This is a genomic window from Streptomyces sp. NBC_01232 (assembly GCF_035989885.1).
Lineage (GTDB): Bacteria > Actinomycetota > Actinomycetes > Streptomycetales > Streptomycetaceae > Streptomyces.
The window spans coordinates 5,580,381-5,603,766 of record NZ_CP108518.1; the positions used below are offsets into that span (position 1 = coordinate 5,580,381).

Sequence of the window (23,386 nt, forward strand, 5' to 3'; positions counted from 1 at the left end):
ACAGCCCCATGTGCCCTTCTGCCCGCGATACGCCGACGGCCGATCTCGTCAACCATATGCGGAGGTGCATCCCTTTTACCGTGAGGTCTCAGCTGTCCGTGCGCCCTCGGCGCAGCATCGCGAAGCCCAGCCCGGCGGCGCCGACGGCCGCGATGCCGCCGCCGGCCGCGAGCAGCAGCACGCCGTCGCCCGGACCGTCGGCCAGCGTACTCAGCCGCCGCCCGGTGTTCGAGCCGTCGGCGACGGTACGGGAGTCGGCGGCGTCCGCGTTCCGCCCGACCGAGGCCGGGACGACCTGTCCGCCACGGGTCCCGGTGTGGCTGCCGGCGTGACTCCCCGCACGGGTACCGGTCTTGTGCCCGTCGCCCGCCACGGTGTGATCGGTGCCCCGGGCCGCGGCGTCGCCCACCCAGGAGGTCAGCTGCCCCGTGGAGTCCAGCGAGGCGTGCAGATCCCCGGCGCCGCCGAAGTCGGTGACCCCGTCACGGCTGGTCAGAGTGGCCGCCCTGGTGCCGTCGGCCGCCAGGATCTCGGCCCGGTAGGCGCCCTGGGCGGTCCGGTAGACCTTCGCCGTGGAGAGCCCGTCCGCGAGCGAAAGGCTCTTGACGAGGCTCCACTGCGGGGCGGCGGAATGCGCGGACGAGGCCGCGGGCACCCCCTCGGCCAGGGCGGCGGCGGTGGGCAGCGCCAGCAGGCTTCCGGCGCATGCGGTCACGGCGGCGGCGCGAACGAAAGTGCGGCGGCTGGCGGTGCTCACGGGGAAATCCTTCGCTGCCTGTCAGGGCCTGGGCCATCCAGGTGGGTCAAACCTAGGGCCCGGCCGTTGCGGCAACACCCCGTTCGTGTAACAGCGGAGTCGCAAGGTTCCGTCGGAGTCGTTACACATCCGAGGGATTGCCCTGCGGCGCCCCGGCTGCTCCCATGGACGGCGGGGGTGAGGGCGATGCGCGGACTCAAGGTACTGCCGAGCGGCCGGCCCGGCCGCGGCCGGCTGTATGTCAACCTGCCCGACGGGCAGGCGGTGGCCTGGTACGACCGGCAGGCCAACCGCATCAGCGTCCTCGCGGACGACCACCGCGAGGCGATCCTGGCGGCCTTGCGCCCCTACCTGAGCGGGACCGTCTCGATCGGCCCGCCGCCGGTCCCCACAGCCTCCGACCTGCGACGTCTCGCGCTGGCGCCGGACGCCGACCTGGCCCCGAACCGCCCGGGGGAGACCCTGCTGGGAGAACTGGAACACGGCCCGGCGGGCACCAGAGCCCGCCACCGGCTGCGCCAGGACCTCACTGCGCAGCAGCGGATGGGCGATGCCTTCGACGCCCTGGAGCCCGACGGCTGGCGGATCCTGCACTGCGTTCCGCTCCCGGGCCTGGGCCACATCGACCACCTGCTCATCGGCCCGCCCGGGATCTTCTGCGTGCGTACGGTCCCGGGCCGCCGCCAGCGCGCGGTGGTCGGCGACCTGCTGCTCACGGTGGGCCGCACGGAACCCCGCCCGGAGCCGCGCTGGATCCGCCGCGCGGCGGCCCTGGCCACGACGGCCCTGGCGGCGAGGGTCACCCCGGCGCTGGCGGTGGTCGACGCCTCACGGGTGGAGACGGCCCCCTCGGTGCGCGACATCCGCGTCCTCCAGCCCCCGACGGCCACCCCGACCCTCGCGGCAGCCCCGCCGACCCTGAAACCCCCGGAGATCGATTCCCTCTTCGCCAAGGCCCGCACCACCACCACCTGGCTCCCCACCCCGTCCCGCCCCTAGGTCCCACCACCCGGCCCGGCCGGTGCATGAGGCCCACCCACCGCGGGCTACGCCCCTCGGCCCTGCCGCACCATCCAGCCTCGCCGGCGTTTGAGGCGCGGGGTCTGGGGCGGAGCCCCAGGTTCGGGAAGGGGCGGGTAGGGGAAAGCGCCGCAGGCCCCCAACCCCGCCACCCCACCACCGCTCAGGCCGAGGTCCGCTTCCGCGGCGTCGCCGCCTTCTTCGCCGCACCCGCACCCGCACCCGCCTTCTTCGCGGTCGCCGCCGTCTTGGCCGTGCTCTTGGCCGTGCTCTTCGCCGTGGACTTGGCCGTGGACTTGGCCGTGCCCGAAGTGGACTTGGCCGAAGCCGACCTGCCCGTGGTCGTCTTCTTCTTCGTCGCGGCCGCCGCGGTCTTCCTGGCCGAGGCCGCCGTCGACTTCTTCCCGCCCACCGCCTTCGGCGCAGCCGCCCTCGTGCCCGCACCGGCCCCCGACTTCCGCCGAATCGGAGTCACCTCGGCCCCGGCCCCGGCCCCGCCCTCGCCGGAGCCGGCGCCACCGCCCCCCTCCCCCCGGGAAGCCTTCGCGGCGCGCACACTCTTCTCCAGCGCCGCCATCAGGTCGATCACCTGACCCCCGGCCGGTTCCAGGACGGCCTCCGTCGGCTCGAACGCCCCCTCCGACTTCGCCACGATCATCGCTTCCACGGCATCCCGGTAGTCGTCGTGCAGCGAGGCCATCTCCACCTCCCCCAGCGTCGCCATCAGCGCGTCCGCCAGGTCGAGTTCGGCGTCCCGCACCGACACCGAGACGTCCGGCGCCACCCCTTCCGGCGCCCGGATCTCGTCCGGCCACAGCAGCCCGTGCATCGCGATCACGTCGTCCACGACCCGCAGCATGCCCAGCCGCTCCCGCCCCCGCAGGGCGTACTTGGCGATCGCGACCTTCCGGCTCCGCTTCAGCGCCTCCCGCAGCAGCGTGTACGGCTTGGCCGCCGTCGCCCCGTTCGCCGCGAGGTAGTACGCCGCGTCCATCTGCAGCGGATCGATCTCCTCCGCCGGTACGAACGACATGATCTCGATCGTCTTCGCGGTGGCCAGCGGCAGCTGCGCGAGGTCCTCGTCCGTGATCGGCACGATCGACCCGTCGGCCTCCTCGTACCCCTTGCCGATCTCGGCGCTCGGCACCTCCTCCCCGTCCAGCTCGCACACCTTGCGGTACCGGACGCGTCCGCCGTCACTCACATGGATCTGGCGAAAGGAGATCGAGTGGCTCTCGGTGGCGTTCACGAGCTTGATCGGGATGCTGACCAGGCCGAAGGAGATCGCCCCGTTCCAAATGGATCGCACGGTTCCTCCCGTTTCGTGGCAGTCTCATCGTATGACGCCGATCACATTGGTGGAGGGCCGTCGCATCGCGCTCAGCAATCTCGACAAGGTCCTGTACCCGGAGACCGGCTTCACCAAGGGCGAGGTGCTCCACTACTACGCCACCGTCGCGGAGCCGCTGCTCGCCCACATCCACGACCGGCCGGTGTCCTTCCTGCGCTATCCCGACGGACCGGACGGCCAGCTCTTCTTCACGAAGAATCCGCCCCCCGGCACGCCCGCCTGGGTGAAGACCACCCCCGTGCCGCGCTCCGAGGACGTGACCGCCGCCCAGGTGGTCGTCGCCGACCTGGCCACCCTCATGTGGTCCGCCAACCTCGTCGTGGAGTTCCACACCCCCCAGTGGCCCGTCGGCCACCCCGCGCTCGCCGACCGATTGGTCCTCGACCTCGACCCCGGCCCGCCCGCCACCGTCGTCGAGTGCTGCGCCGCCGCGCTCTGGCTGCGCGACCGGCTCGCGGCCGACGGCCTGGAGGCCCACGCCAAGACCTCCGGCTCCAAGGGCATGCACCTGGCCGTGCCGCTGGAGCCGACCCCCTCCGAGCGCGTGTCCGCGTACGCGAAGCAGCTCGCCCAGGAGGCCGAGCGCGAGCTCCCCGGCCTGGTCGTGCACCGCATGGCCAAGGCGCTGCGCCCCGGCAAGGTCTTCGTCGACCACAGCCAGAACGCCGCCGCCAAGACCACCGCCGCCCCCTACACCCTGCGCGCTCGGGCCCGGCCCACCGTGTCCGCGCCCGTCTCCTGGGCGGAGGTCGGGGCCTGCCGGACCCCCGCCGGCCTGGTCCTCCTCGCCGACGACATCGCCCCGAGGCTCGCCCGCGACGGGGACCTCTTCGCCCCGCTGACCGACCCCGAGCGGGCCCGCCCGCTCCCCGGGACGGGGACCCGGCCGTGATCCGCGTCGCGCTGGCCGCCGCCGTACGCACCCTGCCGCGCGGGGCGGGGCTGGCGTACGAGCCGAAGTTCGACGGCCACCGGCTCGTCGTGCTGCGCTCGGCGACCGACGTGACGCTCCAGGCACGCTCCGGCCGGATCGTGACCGGCGCCTTCCCCGACCTGGCCGCGGCCGCGCTGCAGTTGCCCGCCGACACGGTCCTCGACGGCGAGGTGGTCGTCTGGCACGCGGGCCGGACGGACTTCGCGCTGGTGCAGCGCCGGGCGGCCGCCACCGCCGCACGGGCCGCCGTACTCGCGCAGCGCCTGCCCGCCTCGTACGCCGCCTTCGACGTGCTGGAACTGGCCGGGCTCGACCTGCGCCCACGCCCGTACGAGCGCCGCCGCGCCCTCCTCGTCGACCTGCTCCTGCCGCTCGGGCCGCCGCTGCAACCGGTGCCGATGACGACCGACCCGGAACTGGCCGCCACCTGGTACGAGACCCTCCCGGCCAGCGGTATCGAGGGCCTCGTCGTGAAACGGCTGGACCAGGCCTACCCGGCCGGGCGGCGCGGCTGGCAGAAGCTGCGGCACACGGACGTCCGGGACGCCGCGGTGGTCGGCTACACCGGCACCGCGCGCCGGCCGCTCGCCCTGGTGCTCGTCCTGCCGGTCGGGGACGAGACCCCGCTGGTGTCGAGCCCGCTGTCGGCGGCGCTGCGCGCGGAGATCGCGGCCGAGGTGGCCGCCCGGGGGGCGACTTCGCCCTCCCCGGCCACGGTCACGGCGATCGGACTCGGGGAGGTCCCTTTCCGGCCGCTGGACCCGCCCCTGACGGCGGAGGTCCGGCACGCCTCGGCCCGGCACCCGCCACCGGAGGTCCTCCGGCTGCGAACGGACCTCTGACCCGCGCGGGAGGCGCGGGTCAGAGGCCGGTGACGTGGGTGGGTCAGGAGTGCGCTCCGCGCCCGGCGTCCGGGGGAGCCCCCGGCTGTGGATGCGGACCGGGGCCCTCCGGCAGCTTGTAGCCGGACTCCCGTTCCGCCCGGACCTCGTCGGGGTGGGTGGAGGTGGTGGAGCCGAAGTTCCCGTAGCCCTGCATCTCGTGCGGCCGCAGTCCGCCCTCGGGAATCTCCACCTGGTCCCGCTCCTCGCGGACCTCGTAGACCGCCCCGCCGTCCGGCAGGTGGGGTTGCTCATCGGCGGCGGGGGGCGGCGGTTCCTTGGCCCGGACCCGCTGGCCCAGCTTGAAGCCGCCGAGCAGCATGCCGGCGACGAGGATGCCGACGACGAGGAACCACACGATGTCCCAGGCGACCGGGTCCACGCTCAGGATCATGTCCATACCCGCCATGTTCCCGCACTCGGGTCCGGTATGCGCTGGTATGTACCGGATACCTTGGGCCATCCGGGGTAGACGCCGGGCCTGGACGGAGAACGAGAAGGAGGCCGGACATGCCCCGCGGATCTTCCCCGAAGCGCGAACGCCAGTACGAACACATCAAGGAAGGGCTGGAGCAGCGCGGCGAGCCCGAGGAGAAGGCGAAGGAGATCGCCGCCCGGACGGTGAACAAGGAACGCGCCCGGGCCGGCGAGTCCCGGACCGCCAGCAAGGAATCCCTCGACGACATCTCCTCGTCCCGGCGCGGGGGCCTGCACTCCCACTCGGGCGCGCAGGGACCCACGTACGACCAGCTCTACGCCGAGGCCCGCCGCCGCAACGTCCACGGCCGCTCGGACATGAACAAGGCACAGCTCGAGCGGGCCCTGGGCGAGTGAAATCCCTTCCGGGCGCCAGGTCCTGTCGGGCCAGTGGGCTGATCGCCCGGACACTCCCTAGTGTCCTGAGTCGGTAATTCGTCGGCAGTACGAGGCGAGGGATTCGAGGATCTGGTCGGCGGTCTTGGTCCAGATGAACGGCTTGGGGTCTTCGTTCCATGAGTCGATCCAGGTGCGGATGTCCTTCTCCAGCGCCTGGACCGACTTGTGGACTCCTCGCCGTATCCGCTTGTTCGTCAGTTCGGCGAACCACCGCTCGACCAGGTTCAGCCAGGACGAGCTGGTGGGCGTGAAGTGCATGTGGAACCTGGGATGGGCCAGCAGCCACTTCTTGACCGCCGCGGTCTTGTGGGTCGCGTAGTTGTCGCAGATCAAGTGGACCTGGAGTCCGGCAGGGATCTCCTTGTCGAGCTTGTTCAGGAACTTCCTGAACTCCTCGGCCCGGTGCCGGCGATGAAGGGACCCGATCACCTTGCCGGTGGCCGCGTCGAAGGCCGCGAACAGCGTGGTGGTGCCGGCGCGGACGTAGTCGTGACTGGCCCGCTCGGGCACCCCGGGCATCATCGGCAGCACCGGCTGGGACCGGTCCAGTGCCTGGATCTGCGACTTCTCGTCCACACACAGCACCAGCGCCCGCTCAGGCGGATCGAGATACAGCCCCACCACGTCATGGACCTTGTCGACGAAGAACGGGTCCGTGGACAGCTTGAACGTCTCGGACCGGTGCGGCTGCAACCCGAAAGCCCGCCACACCCGGGAAACGGTCGACTGCGACAACCCGGTCTTCTTCGCCATCGACCGGGTCGACCAGTGCGTGGCGTTCTCCGGCTTCGACTCCAGCGTCCGGGCGATCAGATCGGCGACCTGCTCGTCCATCACCGTGCGGGGCCGGCCCGGACGCGGCTCGTCCGGCAACCCGTCGAGACGGTCCGCCAGGAAACGCTTACGCCACTTCGAGACGGTGCCGCGGGACACGCCGACCCGTTCCATCACCACACGCGTCGACACGGGAAAGCCGTCCTCCCCGACATCGTCACAGGCCAGAATCACACGGGCCCGCATCGCCATGTCCTGCGCGGACTTACGCCGCCGCACCCAACCCTCCAACACCGATCGCTCAGCATCAGTCAGATCCAGCGGCGCAAGCTTCGGTCCCGGGCGCGTCATGACTCAACTATACGGAAATTTAAGACTCAGGACACTAGGAGTTGATGGGACCTTCGGCATCCCGCAGGGCGCCGGCGGCCTTGCGCTCCCCAAGCGTCCCGAGGATCTCGGCGCAGATCGCCAGCGAGGTCTCCGCCGGGGTACGGGCGCCGAGGTCCAGGCCGATCGGGCCGTGCACCCGGGCCAGTTCGGCCTCCGGGACCCCGGCCGCGAGCAGCCCCTCCCGCCGCCGGGCCGTGGTCTTGCGGGAGCCCAGCGCACCGACGTACGGCACCCCCTGGGCCAGCGCCACCCGCAGCGTCGGCACGTCGAACGACTCCTCGTGGCTCAGCATGACCAGGCACGCGGCGTCCCGGCGCGCCTCCAGCACCCGGCTCGCCTCCTCGGGTGCGTCGACCAGTACGGCCTCCCAGCCCAGCAACAGCGCCTGCCGCTCGATGATCCCGGCCAGCTCACCGCCGCCGCCGATGACCAGGTACGGGGCCGACGGGAAGGCCTCGACCAGCACCAGCCCGGACTCTGCGTACAGGGCGTCCCGCCCGGCCCGCCGCGTCGCCAGCAGCTCGCCCGCCCGCCGCCCGGCATCGTCACCGGGCACGTCCGTGGCCCGTACGACCTCACTGACGGCCCGGTCCGCGGCCTCGTTCAGCCGGGTCACCAACGCCACCCCGACCCCGTCGCCCAGCAGCTCCCACCACTGGGCCGGGATCGCCGCAAGCGGCTGCAGCAGTACCTCGGCCTGCCCGCCGCAGGTCAGCTTCGCGGCCACCGCCTCGGCCGCCCGCACGGACACCTCGCACACCCGCGCCGTGACCCCGGCCGGCAGGGCCGCCACCTCGGCGGCGAGCTCGGCGTCGAAGACCCCGCGGTACAGCGTCCCGGCACACTCCCCGCGCGCATCGACGAGCAGGGCCCCGGCCGGATCCCGCGGCCCGAACCCCTGCTCGGTCACGGGCCGGGCCAGATACCCGGCCCGCCCCTCGGCCACCCACCGCTGCGCCGTCTCCACCAGCTCACGCATCCGCGCCGCCCCATCCCGATCGTCAGAGCCCGCCACATGGCACCGGCCCAGCGGTGCCATGCAGCCTCACCCCCAACGTACGCATGCCCCCACCACCGACCCACCCCCCAAATCCCACAGACCCCGCCCCACCTCCCTCGTACGGACCACCGGACCACCGCAGCCCACGGCCCCCGGTTCAGTGCCGCGGGGCCCTCGGGCGTACGGGCCGGGCGCACGGTTGCGGGAACGCCGTCACTCGGCAGACACAGACTCGGCAGAGGCGGCCTCGGCATCCTCCAGGGCCGCGGCGACGGCGGCGAACTCCTCCAGGGCTGCCGTGAGATCGTCGACGATCTCACGGGCGATGATGTCGGGAGTCGGCAGTTTGTCGAAGTCCTCGAGCGACTCGTCACGCAGCCACTTGATGTGGAGGTTGACCGTGTCGCGGGCGATCAGCTCGTCGTACGTGAAGGACCTGAAGAGTTCGGTCTCTTCGCGCTCCTCGTACGCGGATCCCGGCTTCGCGCAGGCGACGAAGTCGTCCAGGTGCCTGCGCGTCAGAGGGTTCTTCTTGGGTGTGAAGCGCTGGTTGGTCCGGAGGTCGTAGACCCAGAGTCTGCTGGTCCACGGAGTCTCGCTGGCCGGCTTCTTGTCGAAGAACAGCACGTTGGCCTTGACGCCCTGGGCGTAGAACACACCCGTGGGCAGGCGCAGCAGCGTGTGCAGGTCGAAGTCGCGCAGCAGGCGGCGCCGCAGGATCTCGCCGGCGCCGGCCTCGAACAGCACGTTGTCGGGCAGGACCACGGCTGCGCGGCCATTGATGTCCAGGATCGTCATGATGTGCTGCAGGAAGTTGAGCTGCTTGTTGCTCGTGGTGACGACGAAGTCCTGGCGTTCGATCGCCCGGTCGTCGCGGTTGGCCTTGCCGTCCTCGCCGATCATTGTGAACGCAGACTTGTTGCCGAACGGCGGGTTCGCGAGGACCACCGACCACCGCTTGCCCGGGTCTGCGATCAGGGCATCCTTGACTTCGATCAGGGAGTCCCCGGTGGGGGTGCCGATGCCGTGCAGCATCAGGTTCATCGCGGCGAGGCGGGCGGTGCCGTCGACGAGCTCGACGCCCCGGACGAACGAGCCGCGCAGATGCTCCCGCTCCGGAGGGGTCATGTGCGAGGCGTCCTTGGAGGCGTACTCGTGCGCGGTCAGCAGGAAGCCACCGGTGCCGCAGGCGGGATCGATGACGGTGTCCGCCGCGGTGGGCCGCACGATGTCCACGATCGCGGAGATGATCGAGCGCGGGGTGAAGTACTGACCGGCCCCGGAACCCTTGTCGCTGGCTCCCTTGGCCAGCAGGGATTCATAGGCGTCACCGTTGATGTCGGTGCCGGTGGACGACCAGTTCTCCTTGTCGATCAGGTCGTGGATCAGGCGCTCCAGCTTGGCCGGGTCCTGGACGCGATTCTGGGCCTTGCGGAAGATCGTGCCCAGCGTCCCGCGCTCTCGGCCCAGACCCTGCAGGATCCGCGTGTACTCGGCCTCCAGTTCGATGCCCTTGGCATCCAGCAGGCACTGCCAGGAGTACTGATCGGGGACGATCTTCTCGGGCCGGAGCCTCCGGTGCGCCCGCTCATGCGCCATCTTCAGGAACAGCAGGTACGTCAGCTGCTCGGTGTACTCGATGACTCCGACACCGTCGTCACGCAGGATGCCCGCGTAGGACCACAGCTTGTCGACCAGTCGGCGACCATCCGCCACGATTCTCTTCCTTCAAACACCGGGGCATTTGCCCCATAAGAATGATTGACGCCGAAAGGGGCCGCCATCATGCGGCGACTCGGCGGTCCGCTCGCGCGGAACTACGGACCCGCTCACCGGGCGTCAGGAAAGCGCCCCTTCGGGAACGGCCGGGGCGATTCCATTGCCCGGTTCCTCGACGGCTTTGGTCCCCGGTCCGTCCGAAGCGCCGCTGAACTGCCCGGAAAAAGCGTAAGACAAAAGGGATCGACGGAGGGACTTGGCTCTGATTTCGGATCGTACAATCTCTGCTTCGAGCCGCTTCGCACCATCCAGCCTGAGCGCGGCCGTTTCCACGATGGATCGCTGTTCATCAATGGGGGGAACAGGGAATTCTATCTTCTTGAGGCGGGTGGCCGACAGATGGGCGATGTTCGTCGTGATGCGCGACTCCTGCCTGAATCGTCCGGTGTGCATGTGGCGCCGGAATACGAGCAGGGCAAATTCCGGAAGTACGTCTTCACGTGCCTTGAAGCGCACGAGACTGTTGGTGAAACCGACGTCCTCCGGGACTCCCCGGTAGATGGCAGGTCGTCCCAGCCACTCCGGGCTCTGCCCTTCGTTCAGCAGGATGTCATCAGGTTCGAGGCGGAATCGGTCGAATGTGTCCCCTGGCCAATGCATCTCCATGACGTCGGTCGTGTCGATCCGGTCCTCGAACACGTTCGCCACCCGGAGGTAGGGATGCATGTTCGGGCCCGAGTGCCAGTCCGGATGCCTCTGACGGCCGAGCTCCACCGTTCCCGCTTGGGAGACCGTCGTGGACTCCCAGGCAGCGGGATAGTTTGCAACGTCGGGGATGAGAGCGTTCAGCACCGACTTGGTCAGCACGCGAACCCGCTGCTTGGCGGCGTCGAGATAGGCGGAGCCGGCGCTCAGGCGCGACAGGTGATCCTCGAGGACCTCGACGATCCGCTCCTGCTCCAGGAGGTCCGGCAGGATTCCGAGAGGAATCCGCTTGACGTCCGAGACATTGATGTGGAGCACGGTTGAACCGGCCGAATGCCGTTTGATCCATAGCTGGGTGTCGGGAGCCATCAGACGATATTTCACGTATCGATGACTGACCTGACTGCTCTCGATCTGCACGAGTACGGTTCGCTGCCCCAGGGCGACACGCGCCTGGCGAGGAACTTCTCCCACCTCGCCCATCGGGGCTTCGCGGGAGAAGATCAGGTTGCCGGGTGCGGGAACGGCCCGGCGGGTCCATTCCTCGAAGGCCTGACGGTCGATCGGCTTCGCCGCCGTCAGATTGATCCGCCCGTCCCGAACCTCTCGGGTGCCGATCGAGTATCCGTAGGGCTCGCCCTCGGTCCGCGGGGCGGTCTTGTGCTCGCAGTCGACCACACGTGCGACGTCGTGGAGCAGGGTCGTCACCCGGTCAGCTCCTGGTTCATCGTGGCCAGGAGCTCGGGAACGCCGTCGCCGAGGTCACGGAGGGCGCCGTCGATGCCGCCGCGTTCCGTGAAGGGGGTCTCGTCAAGGTCGTCGGCGTCGATCAGCGCCGACACCGCGATCACCTCGGCCATGTTGTCCAGCCACCACCTCTGTGCGTCCGTGAAGACGACCCCGGCCTGCCCCTGCTGCAGCAACCAGCTCTGGTAGCGCTCGCGCACCTTGTCGGCGTACGGGACCAGCTCATCGTCGGCTTGCAGGGTAAACCGAAGCAGGGACACCAGGTCCGTCACCCTGGCCTTGGCGTTCGGTCGTACCCGGGTCTTCTCGACCTGCTCGTACGCCTTCCACAGCAGCTCGGGAGTCCAGCGGTGCGGCGGGCGGGCGATCCGGTCGGCCAGTTCCTGGATCTGGGCGAAGACCTCTCCCGCCGGGCGGTTGCCGGAGCGGCCGGCCTCCTGCAGGACTTGGAGCGCGGTGATCTCACTGCGGTGCTCGCGCAGGTACGCACGCCAATCGGAGACGATGTCCAGTGCCCTGTCCTCGGCGACGACCCCGTAAGCCTCCAGGAGCGTATCGGGGTTGGTGTCGTCGACTATCAGGTCGTGCTGCCGGCGAATCTCCATGATGCGGGTACGCAGCTCAGGGTTGGCGGCCAGTGGCTCGACGGCGGCTTCGATCATGGCGTCCACGACCTGCTCGCGAATTGCCCCCACGCCGGCGGCCGAGAGGGCCGCGGCCTGCTTCTCCGGATCGCAGGCGTCTACGAGTCCTTTGACGATCGCCTTGAGCGGCCGGTCGGCGACGCTCTCGAGTTCGATGCGTTCGGCCGGCTTGAGCTGCAGCTCAAGCGCAGCGAGCCGGGAAGCAAGTGTGGCGATCTCGTCTTCGGTGATCGTCAGGTTCGCGGCCTTCTGGAGCAGCTTCTGCAGCGGGACGCTTCTCGTGCGGTTCAGCGGAGGGTCGACGAATGCGTGCTCCGTGACGCCGACGGCGTCCACGATGACGAAGCGCGTCTTCTCCTTGGCCTTCGGATCGGGGGTCACCGCCTGGAAATCGGCATCGGCGATCGTCCGTGCGCCGCGGCCCTTCATCTGCTCGAAGTACTGAGCCGAACGCACGTCCCGCATGAAGAAGACGCACTCAAGCGGCTTTACGTCGGTGCCGGTGGCGATCATGTCCACGGTCACGGCCACGCGCAGGGTCGCCGAGGTGCGGAAGGCCTGCAGGTGTCCCTTGGGATCCTTGGCCTGGTAGGTGATCTTGGCGGCGAAGTCGTTCCCCTTGCCGAAGACCTGCCGCACCAGCGTGACGACCGCCTCGGCGTGGGCGTCGTCCTTGCAGAAGATCAACGTCTTCGGGACGGCCGTGCGGCCGGGAAAGATCTCGGTGGGCAGCCGGTCGCGGAAGGTCTCCAGAACGGTCCGGATCTGGTTGGGGTTCGTGACCGCGCAATCGAGCTGCGACTTCCGGTACTCCAGCGTCTCGTCGATGGCCTCGATCCGCTGGATGCGCGTGCGGCGGTCCACCTTGGGCACGTGCGTGCCGGCCTCGATCCTCGCCCCGTTCTCGCTGATCTCGGTCTTGATCCGGTAGATGTCGAAGTCGACGTTCACGCTGTCCGCAACGGACTCCATGTAGGTGTACTGCGACACCAGGTTCTGGCGGAAGAACGCGAAGGTCTGCTTCCCCGGCGTGGCCGTCAGCCCGACGATGTGGGCGTCGAAGTACTCCAGGACGCCCTTCCAGACCCCGTAGATCGAGCGGTGCGCCTCGTCCACGACCACCAGGTCGAACGATTCGGGAGGCATGGCCGGGTTGTACTGGACGGTGACCGGTTCCTCCGGAGCCCAGTCATCCAGCTGCTGGTCGTCGCCGTCGGGCACATCCGTGCCGCGCAGCACCGAGTAGACGCGCTGGATCGTGGAGATCACGACGCCGGAGCTTGCGAACATGCCGGCTGCCGACAGCTTCTGCACCGAGTAGATCTCGGTGAAGCGTCGCCCGTCGTCGGGTGTGGCGTAGTTGGCGAATTCGCCGGCCGTCTGATCGGCCAGGTTGTTGCGGTCCACCAGGAAGAGGATCCGCTTGAAGCCCGCGTGCTTGAGAAGCCGGTACGACAGTGTGACCGCGGTGTACGTCTTGCCGGCGCCGGTGGCCATCTGGATCAGGGAGCGGTCGGCACGCTGTGCAGAGAGGGAGATCTCCGTGTTCTGGATCGCCTTGATCTGCGCGGGGCGCAGGTCCTCGGCAGGCAGCGGCGGCATCGCCCGCACCTTCGCCCTCCAGGTGGGGGCTTCCGGGCCGGCGTCGGCGTCCCGTACGAGCCGGGCCAGCGTTTCCGGCCGCGGGATGGCGAAGATCTTCCGGGCGCGGGGCTCGGGATCGTAGCCGTTGGTGAAGTGCGTCTCGGCCCCGGAGGCCTCGAAGACGAACGGGAGGCGGACGCCGCGCAACTGGGCGCGCTTGCGGTGGCGTTCGGGAAGGCCGGTGGCGTACATGGCCGACTGCCATTCCACACCCGACAGCGTCGTACCCATGGGTTTGGCCTCAATGACGCCGACCACCCTCCTGCCGACGTACAGCAAGTAGTCCGCCCGCCCGTGTCCGGCGGACATGACCACCTCGCGTACGGCGATGCCCTCGCCGGCGAACAGGTTCAGGTCCTTGCCGTCCTGGACCTGCCAGCCCGCGGCCGCGAGCTGCGCGTCGATGAGCCTTCGGGCACGGGCCTCGGCGGGGAGTCTGTCGTCATCTGTCGCTGTCATCGTCGCCTCTGGGCACAGAGCAGGGAGATTCGGTGTAGTGAGCAGGGAGATGGTGAAGATCGAGCATGCCTTGCCACCCCTCTCCGCACAAGCCGCGCCCTGGGGAGGCCGGTTGGGACCCGCGACGGGCCGAGCGGTGGTCGAACGGCAGGCAGATGCGGAGCCGTGGACAGCAGCCCGAAGAACCAGCCTCCGTGGAGGCGGGGGAGCGGCAGGGCCCGGCAGGAGCCCCGGGCCCTGCGGCTCCCGTCGACCGCCATACCCCTGGCGCACAGGCCCACAGGCCCTCCGGCGTGAGGCACGCGGCGCGCTGGATCCGAGGTTGGCGATTGCATGACCGACCTGGGGTGATCGGCCGCGATCCTGTCCACGAACAGTCCACGGGATCTCACATACGGCTGCACAGCACGGCAGTTGACTACACATACGCGATGACCCCGTCTCAGCGGACCCGCTGATGCCGGGATCTCTGATGATGCTCGGTGGGCTCGAGCAGTCTGTCCGCTCCAGCAGAACGGGCGGGAGGGGTGCGCCGGGACTAGCCTGGAAGAGCCTGGGTGGGGCTCGAAGAGGCGATGCAGAAGCGCCAGGACCTGCTGCGGTTGCGCCGTGACAACAGGCGTGGGACCGCTCCGACGCAGGCGCGCGCGGCGGCCGCCAGGCGCTGCTCACCAGTAAGGACGGTGGGAAGAATGGCTGAACTGATGCTGCGCCGCACAGCTACGGCGCTCTTCTCCTGCGCTGTTGCCGCTGCAGTAGTCATGGCGCCGACGGTCACCAGCGCCGCTGCGCAGCCGAGGGCCGGCGATGCCGCTGCGAAGGCGTGCTACAGGACCGATGCCACTGCGCCCGGTGGCGGCAGGAACATTGGCGGGTCTCCGACGAGGTATAAGTGGGACCACACGCCTTATATCGGAGCGCGATACTACTCGTGCGGCAGGACCGTAGACGTCATCTACGGCGGCGCCCGCGCCACGCACTACAACGTCCGCTGGGTCGCGCCGGGTGGCCCATGGGAGCAGGGCGAGCTGCCTGCGGGCAGTTCGGTGTGGTCGTGGCCCGCCCGCTACGGCGACTACAGCCTCACGATCCAGGCATGCAACCGCGGCGGGTTCGGCCAGAGGTCGAGCTGCACCAACTGGTCGCCGGTGATCTATCTCAACACGCGGTGACATCCTCGCGCGTGCCATGCCTTGTGATGGATAGATCGGCTGTGTCCGTCCGAACGGTCATCACTGACGCGACGTGGGACCGGACCTCCTGAGGACGTACCCAAGGCCCCATCGCAACCAGTGCGTAACAACGACAAAGGCCCGGACTCAGTGGGACTGAGTTCGGGCCTTCATGCTTGGCACTTCAGCTGGTCAGCGGCGTGATCGCGCTGTCTCTGCTGGAGTGCCCCCGGCAGGATTCGAACCTGCGCACACGGCTCCGGAGAGCATCCGGGGATGCTGCACGGCATGCTACTGACCCCCACAAACACTAAGCGTGACTGTACCCAGGTATGACTTCACACGCTGGTCACACGACGAGGGCTTCTCACCAGGTCTCGCACGCTGGCCAGTGAGCGGCCACATCGGTCCTGCGTCCCTGTGCAAGCTTCGCTCCAGCCCGGACTCTGGCCGCACGCTTACAGCTCGGGTTCGGTGCCGGAAGACCCTGCTGTGGCTGTGGCTGTGGCTGTGGCCGTCGGCTCTTTGGCTCTAGCCGCGTCCTCGGACTGGGCGTCGCGTCGAGGGAGGCCAGGGGACACGCGACCACATCATGGTCAAGCCCAGGTTCTGATTGTTGCCAGCCATTGCCGGACGGGACCTCAGATGACGCCCCACCCGAACGGGGTGGTGGTCAACGCTGCACGCGAATCCGCTGCCACGGTCACTTAATCTTCGCGGATGGCCCCCGGTCAGCATCACGTTCGGTGTAACGTCCCCACACGCCCTGCAAGTGTGATGTGCACTCAGGCAACGCGCCCTGAAACCAGGCAAGGAGACCGGGATGACTCGGCTTGTCAGCTTCCGCGTAGTCAACCTCCTAGGGCAATTTAACCATGAGGCTAAATTTAAGCCCGACGCAGAATTTATCATCCTGCACGGCCCTAATGGTGTAGGTAAGACGCGAATGCTCGAACTGCTGGAAGCGGTCTTCAGGTTCGATCTATTCGCCATTTCTGATTCTTATTTCGAATCTATTGCTCTCCGGTTCAGTGGCGGGGAAAACCTGGTGATTACGAATCACGCATCTCGCCATCCATCGGAGAAGCGTCGACGGATACTGGATGTGACATTCTCTCTTTCTGGAGGGGAGAATTTTCGACAAGCCAGAGGTAGGATCCAGTTGTCGGGCGAGGAGTATCCTCTCGCGTTCTGGAGGGATGTTCAAAACGAAATCAGTCAGACATTCGAAGCTGACGCCTCACCTTCGGCGAAACTCCAGGCATTGGAGCATGCGGGGCAGGCGTATATGCCGGCGCGTCTCAGGCGTCCTGATTCGGTGCACGGGCTTCTCGACTTGAGCGCCTTCGATAGAGCCATTGTTGAATTTCTAGATAACTTCCAGATCCATATGGTGCAAACGCAGCGTCTGCTAATTCTCGACACTTCGAATGATCAGCGACGTAGGCCTGCTGAACGCCCCCCGCAGCGCATGAAAGTATCGGAGTGCGCCAACGACTTGTCTCGCAGACTTGCGGCCGCTCTTACCGAGAACTCGCGACGTTCACAGGAGCTTGACAAGTCGTTCCCGCGACGCGTTATGGATGATATGACCATGGGTCAAGTTCCTTCTGAGGAGAAGATCCGAGAGGAATATGCCGAGCAGAGCGAGTTGCGAAATCGACTTGCCTCCATTGCTCTGCTTGATGAGTCTATGGACGTACCCCTCCAGAGCGAGGAACTGCTGCCTTGGCAGCGGAAAGTCCTTTGGACTTATCTCCAGGACAGTCAGAACAAGCTGGCCACTTTTCAAGATCTCCTCCATCGTGTAGAGCTGTTTCGCAGCATCATTTCCAGTCGATTTCTGTTTAAGCGGCTAGTGATCAGCAGAGAAAGTGGCTTTCGCTTCACGAACGACTTCGGCCAGGTGATTGCTCCATCGCAGCTTTCGTCAGGCGAGCAGCACGAGATTGTACTCTTGTATGATCTCCTCTTCGGTGTCAGGTCTGGGTCCCTGGTTCTCATCGATGAGCCAGAGATCTCCCTGCATGTAGCGTGGCAGCAGGAATTCATGGCCGATATTCAGAGAATCGCGAAGTTGTCGAATCTTCGGTTCATTGTGGCCACTCACTCCCCCCAGATCGTTAATGAGTGGTGGGCTCAGACCATCGGCCTGAACGCGTCGACCTCTGAAGGTCGCGCATGAGAGAGTTCCTTACCTCGGCGAGCACCAGGAACACCGTAGGAATGCTGCGAAATTACGACCCGAACATCACTATTCTCGTCCTGGAAGGTGACAGCGATCTGGTTACGCTGTCTACGTGCCTGGATAGAACTGGGTGTCGCGTAGTGGTGGCAACGAGCGGTAAAGTGGATGCCATTCAGGCGGTGGAATTTGCAGACAGCGAGGGGTTCACGGGAGTCCTCGCCATTGTCGATTCCGACTTTGTCGACATTCATGAGTCGAGATCTCTCAGTCCTAATGTCTTTTACACCGATCTCTACGACCTCGATTCATCCGTATTCTTCGCCGATGGAATCGTTGATCGATGTGTAGAAGCGCTGGTCGGATATGTCAAAATCCACGGTCAAGATGCGCGCGGTGGGAGCTCAGAGCTGGCGGCATCGAGAGCGGATGTCGTCCGTATGGCGTCGACAGTCGGTTTCATGAGGCTATATTCGATGCAGGGTTCTCATGGGCTACCGTTGGATAACTTTCCCGTTGAGCGGGTGTTCGATGGTGCAGGTCATCAAGTAAACGTCGATGAGCTTAAGGTGATTCTGCCCAGAAAGTGTCAGGGGCAGACGCTTGCGGAGGGCGCAATTGACGAGTGGCTGACGCGGATGGGGGCTGAAACTATCCCTGCACAACGCATATCGCAGGGGCATGATTTGTTTCGGAGTTTGTCTTACGTCGTAAAGAAGCGGTGGGGGACGGCTCTCAAAGCCGACGTATGGGAAAAGCTTGCCAGGTCTCACTGGCGCCTTGATCACATGGCCGGTCAGCGGTTGCATGGCAATGTCCAGATTTGGTCTCAGGAGACAGGATATGGAGTCTGGGCTGTGAGTAGCTGAGCGGCGGCATGACAGAGACTTCCCTATCGCGCCCTCTCGTGATTCCTTCGGTATGTCGAAGGAATCGCGCAAATCCCCGGCGTTGATGTAGCGGGCTGAAGTCCTGTGGCTACAGCGGAGCGACTCAATCCCAACGACCGTTCCTGTTCTACGCCTTTACCTGAGCAGGTGAGCATTTTCCACGCGAGCTTGATCTCCCAGGCTGGAGAGCTCCACGACCTCGATGCCTTCGGCGCGGAGGGTTTCCACACCGACGCAGTGGGCCACCAGGAGGCTCGGCTCTCGCCAGGCGATGACCACTCGGCGGATGGGGGAGCGGAGAATCAGCTGAGTACACGTGCGGGGGCGGGACTTACGCTCCGGACAGGGCTCCAGCGTGCTGCAGAGCGTGGCGCTGGCCAGGCGGGGGTCGTTCCCCGGGAGCTTGGCCAGGGCTGATTCCTCGGCGTGGACGTGGGCGTCGGTCTCGCGGGAGTTGCCGTCGGCCAGATCCTCGCTGTCGGAGCTCACGATGATGACGCCGACGGAGAAGGCGCCCTCGGCCGGTGGGCACTTGCGGGAGAGTTCGATGGGTCTGTTCACGCTGTTCATGGCCATATCTGGGTGCGGCGGCCGGCAGACGACGACCACGACGGGGTCCGTGACCACGACGGTGGTGCAGGACAGTCAGTGGGTCACGGCAGCCATCTCTGCCGGAGCTGTCCTCATCAGCTCGGCTGCAGCGGCCTGGATCACCCACTACTTCACGGGGCGGACCGAGCAGAGGAGGCAGCAGCACGCCGACGTCCTGGAGGCCGCGAAGCGCGACCATGAGGCCAAGCTGGCCCACGAGCAGCGCATTCGCGAGCAGGTGATCGCCACTTCTACGACGATCTCGAAGATGCTCCAGGACTTCCGGACGAAGATCGGTGAGGCGACGGAGGCACCGGAGACCCTGGCCGCCACGCTCCTGTACGACGAATGCGCCGCCGTAGTCCGCCGACACCACGACGACGCGTTGCCCGTCATCGAGGTCATGCCGGACCTGGAGCTCCGGCAGCGGGCCAACGCCGTCTTCGATGCCTATGGGGAGTGGGCGGCGGGCACTGCTGAAGCGCTGTCGAATCTGACGAGGCGACCGGATGCCGCGGGGCTGGACGGGACGCGCGAGCAGTTCTACGAGCGCGCCCGACGGGTGATCAGTGACGCGTCAGGCTGACGTGTGGCCCACACGCCCCCACACGGGAGCAGTGCGTAACAACGACAAAGGCCCGGACTCAAGCTGCTCTGCAGGCGCCGCCTTGCCGCGGCGCCTCGGCGTGCGGGTTGCTGTCGCCGGCGCCGGACGCGTTGTGCCGGTACGGCGCGTGCGGCGCCGCTCAGCCTCCAGCAGTGTGTCCATCGCATCGAGCGGTTCCTCTTGCTCGGCATGACGGGTCGTTGCCGTAACCCTTGCGGGAGAGCTGTGGACGACTGGGAGGCCGATTCTCAATTGAATGGCGAGAATTCGCCCTTCAGGTCGCCGAAGTTCTAATGGATCAAGCTCAGGGTTTCCTCAAATGAGTTCCCTGGGGCATGGTTGTTGCGTACATTCATCTCGTTCGAAGGTGCGGTTCCTGACCAGTCCCGCGTCGAGTTGATAGATGAATCGGGGAAATTTAATAATGAAGAACATTGCTTCGGGAATCCTGTCGGCAGTCCTTGCCGGAAGTATCATCATGGCGGGCGGGGTCGGTGTTGCACACGCCGACTCGGGTCCCCGGCCCGTGGTTCAGTCCGCTCAGGTGAACCCGCTTGATGAGGCCCGCTCCATGTGCATCATGTCCAAGAGCAAGCGGGACTGTGAGTACCTGATGACGCACACCAAGATGAACGACATGGTGAGGGAGTGTCTGCTCAAGGCCGCCATTGGCGGGGCGGGTGCCCTGATCATCGGGCGCTACGTGAGCAAGGATGTAGCGAAGGACCTAGCTGCGAAGACCGCTGGCGCGGGAGTCACCGCCTGTCTTGCATCCCTCGCCTAAGTTAGGACGGCCATGACCAAGATTGCATTCACTCTCCTCTGGGGCGCTGTGCTCGTCGCGGCAAACCGGGCTCTCCAGGACGCCACCTGGGCGCAATATTTGGTGACATTTATCCTGGGTGGAATCTACGCCCTGGCGCTCAGCAAGGTGAGAATTCTCCGAGGGGGAAATGTTTCTGAGGAGTCGAAGTGACTGAATTTCTTGGTCAACCGGACGGATTCTCCTTATAGGGATTCGGTAAGGGATTCTTGAATGTGTACCCCAGGTCGCCGAAGGGCTGGTCGACAGTACCCATCTCCCGAATCAAAGGCCTAAGATTCACCCGCTCAGTAAGCGGAAGCCCCCGCCATCGAGGTCTGGCGGGGGCTTCCGCTTACCAGGATCTTGGGGGTGCACCTGATGACCCGCCGCCTCACGCAGCCGCGCCCGCTCTGCCGGAGACGGCAATTGCGGGTTGCCCTCTAGCCAGGCGCAGAACGGCAGGACGACAGCCTACGGCTGGGACGCGGCTGGCAACCTGCTCTCCACCACAGTGCCGACCACCCCGGCCATCACCGAGACCCGTACCTACGACCAAGCCGGTCGTATGGCCTCGATAACTGAAGGAGCGGGAACGCGTCAGTTCGTACGCGATGGCTCAGGCTGGCTGACGACGGAGACCTTCAAGGACGCGACGACCACCGGCCTGCCGAAGCGGTACGACTACGACGCAGCGGGCCGACTGACCGGGGCATGCAGCGACACGAGCCTCCTCCTCACCTGCCTCCCCGGTTCCACCGGCGAGCGCAACACCTTCGACAAGGTCGGCAACCGACTGTCAGCGACGACGGGCGCCACGACGACGAACAACGTGTTCGACGCGGCAGACCAGATGACCAGCAGCACTACTGGCACTGCCCTCACGGATCTGACTTAGACGTCGTTTCTTTTGGGATGTCCATCTGTAAGGACTGGCGGTTTCGATGCTGGTGACACAAGATCGGGTTCTATGTCCCAGGCTGCATATGTTCAGAACACGGACCTTCTGCTCACGAGCCCGTTCGACCTCTGGAGGCGGCTCAGGAGCCTCCTCGAAGACCAGGGACTCGACCCGGCGACGACCGTGCTGGTCAACCTCTTCCCGGACGGGGGTGGCCATGAGTTCGGCCAGTGCATAGACGAGGACGGCCGTGTCTACTCGTTCGATCTTGTCTACAACCGAGAGATACCCAAGGCGGAGAACAGGGCTGTCCTTCGCAACTGGACCGACGTCACCGACACATGGCAGCGCCGTTCGTTCGCGGACGAGATCGCCAACGCCTTCATCTGGCGTCCACCATCGCGCAAAACCGCCCTGCCTGCCTGATCACAGGCAAGGTGTAACTTCGTGCTGCTCGGGCTCACTGTCTGAAGGCGGCGGTGGGAGATAAGAACCGCGGCTATGCCGACGAAGGCGAGGAAGTGTTCGGCCTTGCGTTCGTAGCGGCGGTGGAGCCGTCGGCAGCTGGCCAGCCAGGACACGGTTCTCTCGACCACCCAGCGGTGTCGGCCCAGCCGCTTCGAGGATTCGATGCCCTTGCGGGCGATGCGGTAACGGATGCCGCGTTCACGGAGCCAGCGGCGCAGGTGATCGTAGTCGTAGCCCTTGCCGCCGTGCAGTTTCGCCGGCTTCCGGCGCCGGGGGCCGCGGCGGAAGCGGATGCGCGGGATACCGCGGACGAGCGGCTCCAGGCCCTGACTGTCGTACATGTTCGCCCCAGAGATGCCCAGGGACAGGGGCAGTCCGTTCCGGTCGCAGATCAGGTGGATCTTCGATCCGAGTTTGCCGCGGTCGGTCGGATTCGGTCCCGTCAAAGGCCCCCCTTTGTCGCCCGCAGACTGAACCCCTATCCGGACAGCAGCGAAAGCACCGCCTTCCGAAGTTCTGTCTGCTGGCTATCTGTGAGGTGCAGAAGATCCTCGGCCAGGATGGCGGCTTGCCGTTTCATCTTCGCGGCGGCCCGTTCCTGGTATGGGCGGGCCAACTCCGCTACCTCGGACTGCACCCGTGCGACCAGCTTGAGTAGGCCTTCGTCCGTCAACGACAAGACGTATTCGGGGAAGGGAGGGTCGTCCCACCACTTCAGGTCGGAGTGACGGCGCTCCAGGCTTCGACGCCACTGAAGAGGCGTGCGATCACTCTTGCTGGCGTTACAGGGGCGGCAGGCGGGGACGAGATTGGTGATGTTGTTCGCCCCGCCCCACTCCAAGGGCTCCACGTGGTCGACGACCTCTGCCCGAGTTCCATCGCTGCTGCAGTACGTGCAGTAGCCCCCATTGGCGGAGAGAACGACACGACGAACCCAGGTCGGCAGACGCCTGGGCGAAGTGGGCATGCTGGGGAGGAACGAGCGCATCGGATCATGATGGCTGTTCATGCGGGCGGGTGAACAGGGTTCGGTCCTGGCGCTGCACCCACACGCTCCTCACACGCGACCAGTGCGTAACAACGACAAAGGCCCGGACTCAGTGGGACTGAGTTCGGGCCTTCATGCTTGGCACTTCAGCTGGTCAGCAGCGTGATCGCGCTGTCTTTTCTGGAGTGCCCCCGGCAGGATTCGAACCTGCGCACACGGCTCCGGAGGCCGTTGCTCTATCCCCTGAGCTACGGGGGCGCGTCGTTGGTGTTGCGGCGACGGGTTGAACACTACCAGCTTCCACGGGGTGATCAGGAACTGCTTTGCGGGGGAGGCGGGGGTGGTTCGCCCGCAGGGGGTGGAAGTGGCAAAAACCCGGACGCGGGGCCCCGGCTCGACCTACTCTCGAGTTGTGCCAGGCGTCTCGGGCCGGGTTCTTGTTGTCGACGACAACAAGGTCATCCGGCAGCTGATCAGGGTCAACCTCGAGCTGGAGGGCTTCGAGGTCGTGACCGCGAACGATGGTGCCGAGTGTCTGGACGTCGTGCATCGGGTGGCTCCCGATGTGATCACCCTTGATGTGGTCATGCCGCGGCTGGACGGGTTCGGGGCCGCCGCGCAGTTGCGGGCCGATCCGCGGACCCGGGACGTGCCCGTCGCCATTGTCAGTGCCTGTACGCAGCATGAGGTCGAGGCCGGGATCGCGGCCGGGGTCGATGCCTTCCTCGCCAAGCCGTTCGAGCCCACCGAGCTGGTCAGGGTCGTGCGCAGGCTGGTCGAACGCAAGGATCGGCGCGACGGGAGGAAAGGGGCTCCCGCTGGGAGGGGGAGGGGATAGGTTCTTCTGCTTCCCCTGTTTCCCCTCGTTTCTTCCTGCC

Annotated in this window: 21 protein-coding genes, 1 tRNA gene and 1 pseudogene; 11 read left to right on the top strand and 12 right to left on the bottom strand. The window is 66.7% G+C overall.

Going from position 1 to position 23,386, the window contains the following annotated elements; all coding sequences use genetic code 11:
• Nucleotides 1-88 precede the first annotated feature (88 nt).
• Nucleotides 89-757, bottom strand: a complete 669-nt coding sequence (locus tag OG444_RS26005; protein ID WP_327264437.1) for a hypothetical protein — start codon at nt 755-757, stop codon at nt 89-91.
• A gap of 186 nt (nt 758-943) precedes the next feature.
• Here OG444_RS26005 and OG444_RS26010 point away from each other — a divergent pair, with 186 nt between their 5' ends.
• Nucleotides 944-1,756: a nuclease-related domain-containing protein gene (locus OG444_RS26010; RefSeq protein WP_327264438.1), complete on the top strand. Its 813-nt coding sequence runs from the start codon at nt 944-946 to the stop codon at nt 1,754-1,756.
• A gap of 184 nt (nt 1,757-1,940) precedes the next feature.
• On the opposite strand, the gene ku is transcribed toward OG444_RS26010, so the two are convergent.
• Complete coding sequence (gene ku, locus OG444_RS26015; protein WP_327264439.1) at nt 1,941-3,086, bottom strand: non-homologous end joining protein Ku; 1,146 nt, start codon at nt 3,084-3,086, stop codon at nt 1,941-1,943.
• 31 nt (nt 3,087-3,117) lie between these two features.
• On the opposite strand from ku, the gene ligD reads away from it, so the two are divergent.
• Both ligD and OG444_RS26025 read left to right on the top strand, forming a co-directional pair.
• Nucleotides 3,118-4,020 (top strand): non-homologous end-joining DNA ligase, encoded by a 903-nt coding sequence (ligD, locus tag OG444_RS26020; protein ID WP_327264440.1) that lies wholly within the window; start codon nt 3,118-3,120, stop codon nt 4,018-4,020.
• Nucleotides 4,020-4,904 (top strand): ATP-dependent DNA ligase, encoded by an 885-nt coding sequence (locus OG444_RS26025; RefSeq protein ID WP_327266932.1) that lies wholly within the window; start codon nt 4,020-4,022, stop codon nt 4,902-4,904. Before ligD ends, OG444_RS26025 begins: the two co-directional genes overlap by 1 nt.
• A gap of 43 nt (nt 4,905-4,947) precedes the next feature.
• On the opposite strand, the gene OG444_RS26030 is transcribed toward OG444_RS26025, so the two are convergent.
• Nucleotides 4,948-5,343: a DUF6479 family protein gene (locus OG444_RS26030; protein WP_327264441.1), complete on the bottom strand. Its 396-nt coding sequence runs from the start codon at nt 5,341-5,343 to the stop codon at nt 4,948-4,950.
• Nucleotides 5,344-5,453: 110 nt separating this feature from the next.
• Here OG444_RS26030 and OG444_RS26035 point away from each other — a divergent pair, with 110 nt between their 5' ends.
• Nucleotides 5,454-5,777, top strand: coding sequence for a plasmid stabilization protein (locus OG444_RS26035; RefSeq protein ID WP_327264442.1), 324 nt, complete (start codon nt 5,454-5,456; stop codon nt 5,775-5,777).
• A gap of 57 nt (nt 5,778-5,834) precedes the next feature.
• Here the strand turns inward: OG444_RS26035 and OG444_RS26040 are convergent, their stop codons facing one another.
• The 5 genes from OG444_RS26040 to OG444_RS26060 all read right to left on the bottom strand — a co-directional run bounded on the left by OG444_RS26040 (nt 5,835) and on the right by OG444_RS26060 (nt 13,904).
• Nucleotides 5,835-6,944 carry an IS630 family transposase gene (locus tag OG444_RS26040; RefSeq protein WP_327264443.1) on the bottom strand — a complete coding sequence of 370 codons (1,110 nt, stop codon included), beginning with the start codon at nt 6,942-6,944 and terminating at the stop codon, nt 5,835-5,837.
• A 34-nt stretch (nt 6,945-6,978) separates the two neighbouring features.
• Entirely contained in the window at nt 6,979-7,965 is a 987-nt protein-coding gene (locus OG444_RS26045; protein ID WP_327264444.1) for an XdhC family protein, read from the bottom strand.
• A 234-nt stretch (nt 7,966-8,199) separates the two neighbouring features.
• The gene (locus OG444_RS26050; protein WP_327264445.1) at nt 8,200-9,702 is read right to left on the bottom strand and encodes a class I SAM-dependent DNA methyltransferase; all 1,503 of its coding nucleotides are present in this window, start codon (nt 9,700-9,702) and stop codon (nt 8,200-8,202) included.
• Nucleotides 9,703-9,825: 123 nt separating this feature from the next.
• Nucleotides 9,826-11,118 (bottom strand): restriction endonuclease subunit S, encoded by a 1,293-nt coding sequence (locus OG444_RS26055; RefSeq protein ID WP_327264446.1) that lies wholly within the window; start codon nt 11,116-11,118, stop codon nt 9,826-9,828.
• The gene (locus OG444_RS26060; RefSeq protein WP_327264447.1) at nt 11,115-13,904 is read right to left on the bottom strand and encodes a type I restriction endonuclease subunit R; all 2,790 of its coding nucleotides are present in this window, start codon (nt 13,902-13,904) and stop codon (nt 11,115-11,117) included. Before OG444_RS26060 ends, OG444_RS26055 begins: the two co-directional genes overlap by 4 nt.
• A 692-nt stretch (nt 13,905-14,596) precedes the next feature.
• Here OG444_RS26060 and OG444_RS26065 point away from each other — a divergent pair.
• The 3 genes from OG444_RS26065 (at nt 14,597) to OG444_RS26075 (ending at nt 18,130) form a co-directional block, all read left to right on the top strand.
• Nucleotides 14,597-15,076 carry a hypothetical protein gene (locus OG444_RS26065; RefSeq protein WP_327264448.1) on the top strand — a complete coding sequence of 160 codons (480 nt, stop codon included), beginning with the start codon at nt 14,597-14,599 and terminating at the stop codon, nt 15,074-15,076.
• A gap of 823 nt (nt 15,077-15,899) precedes the next feature.
• Complete coding sequence (locus OG444_RS26070; protein ID WP_327264449.1) at nt 15,900-17,261, top strand: AAA family ATPase; 1,362 nt, start codon at nt 15,900-15,902, stop codon at nt 17,259-17,261.
• A 164-nt stretch (nt 17,262-17,425) separates the two neighbouring features.
• Nucleotides 17,426-18,130, top strand: a complete 705-nt coding sequence (locus OG444_RS26075) for a hypothetical protein (protein ID WP_327264450.1) — start codon at nt 17,426-17,428, stop codon at nt 18,128-18,130.
• Nucleotides 18,131-18,286: 156 nt separating this feature from the next.
• On the opposite strand, the gene OG444_RS26080 is transcribed toward OG444_RS26075, so the two are convergent.
• Nucleotides 18,287-18,721, bottom strand: coding sequence for a dCMP deaminase (locus tag OG444_RS26080; protein WP_442810619.1), 435 nt, complete (start codon nt 18,719-18,721; stop codon nt 18,287-18,289).
• Between OG444_RS26080 and OG444_RS26085 the strand changes: the two genes are divergently transcribed.
• From OG444_RS26085 to OG444_RS26095, 3 genes are all read left to right on the top strand, one after another.
• Complete coding sequence (locus tag OG444_RS26085; protein WP_327264452.1) at nt 18,699-19,328, top strand: hypothetical protein; 630 nt, start codon at nt 18,699-18,701, stop codon at nt 19,326-19,328. The two genes, OG444_RS26080 and OG444_RS26085, sit on opposite strands and share 23 nt — an antisense overlap.
• Nucleotides 19,329-19,773: 445 nt before the next feature.
• Complete coding sequence (locus OG444_RS26090; protein WP_327264453.1) at nt 19,774-20,133, top strand: hypothetical protein; 360 nt, start codon at nt 19,774-19,776, stop codon at nt 20,131-20,133.
• 454 nt (nt 20,134-20,587) lie between these two features.
• On the top strand, nt 20,588-21,049 hold the full coding sequence (locus OG444_RS26095) for a hypothetical protein (protein ID WP_327264454.1): 462 nt from the start codon (nt 20,588-20,590) through the stop codon (nt 21,047-21,049).
• Between the two features lie 473 nt (nt 21,050-21,522).
• Here OG444_RS26095 and OG444_RS26100 read toward each other — a convergent pair.
• The 3 genes and pseudogenes from OG444_RS26100 to OG444_RS26110 all read right to left on the bottom strand — a co-directional run.
• Nucleotides 21,523-21,972: pseudogene (locus OG444_RS26100) on the bottom strand (IS5 family transposase); the annotation flags it as partial.
• Nucleotides 21,973-21,998: 26 nt separating this feature from the next.
• Nucleotides 21,999-22,508, bottom strand: coding sequence for an HNH endonuclease (locus tag OG444_RS26105; RefSeq protein ID WP_327264455.1), 510 nt, complete (start codon nt 22,506-22,508; stop codon nt 21,999-22,001).
• A 186-nt stretch (nt 22,509-22,694) separates the two neighbouring features.
• Nucleotides 22,695-22,766 (bottom strand) — tRNA-Arg (locus OG444_RS26110).
• Nucleotides 22,767-22,872: 106 nt separating this feature from the next.
• On the opposite strand from OG444_RS26110, the gene OG444_RS26115 reads away from it, so the two are divergent.
• Nucleotides 22,873-23,346, top strand: a complete 474-nt coding sequence (locus OG444_RS26115; protein ID WP_442810779.1) for a response regulator — start codon at nt 22,873-22,875, stop codon at nt 23,344-23,346.
• The last annotated feature ends 40 nt before the right edge of the window (nt 23,347-23,386 follow it).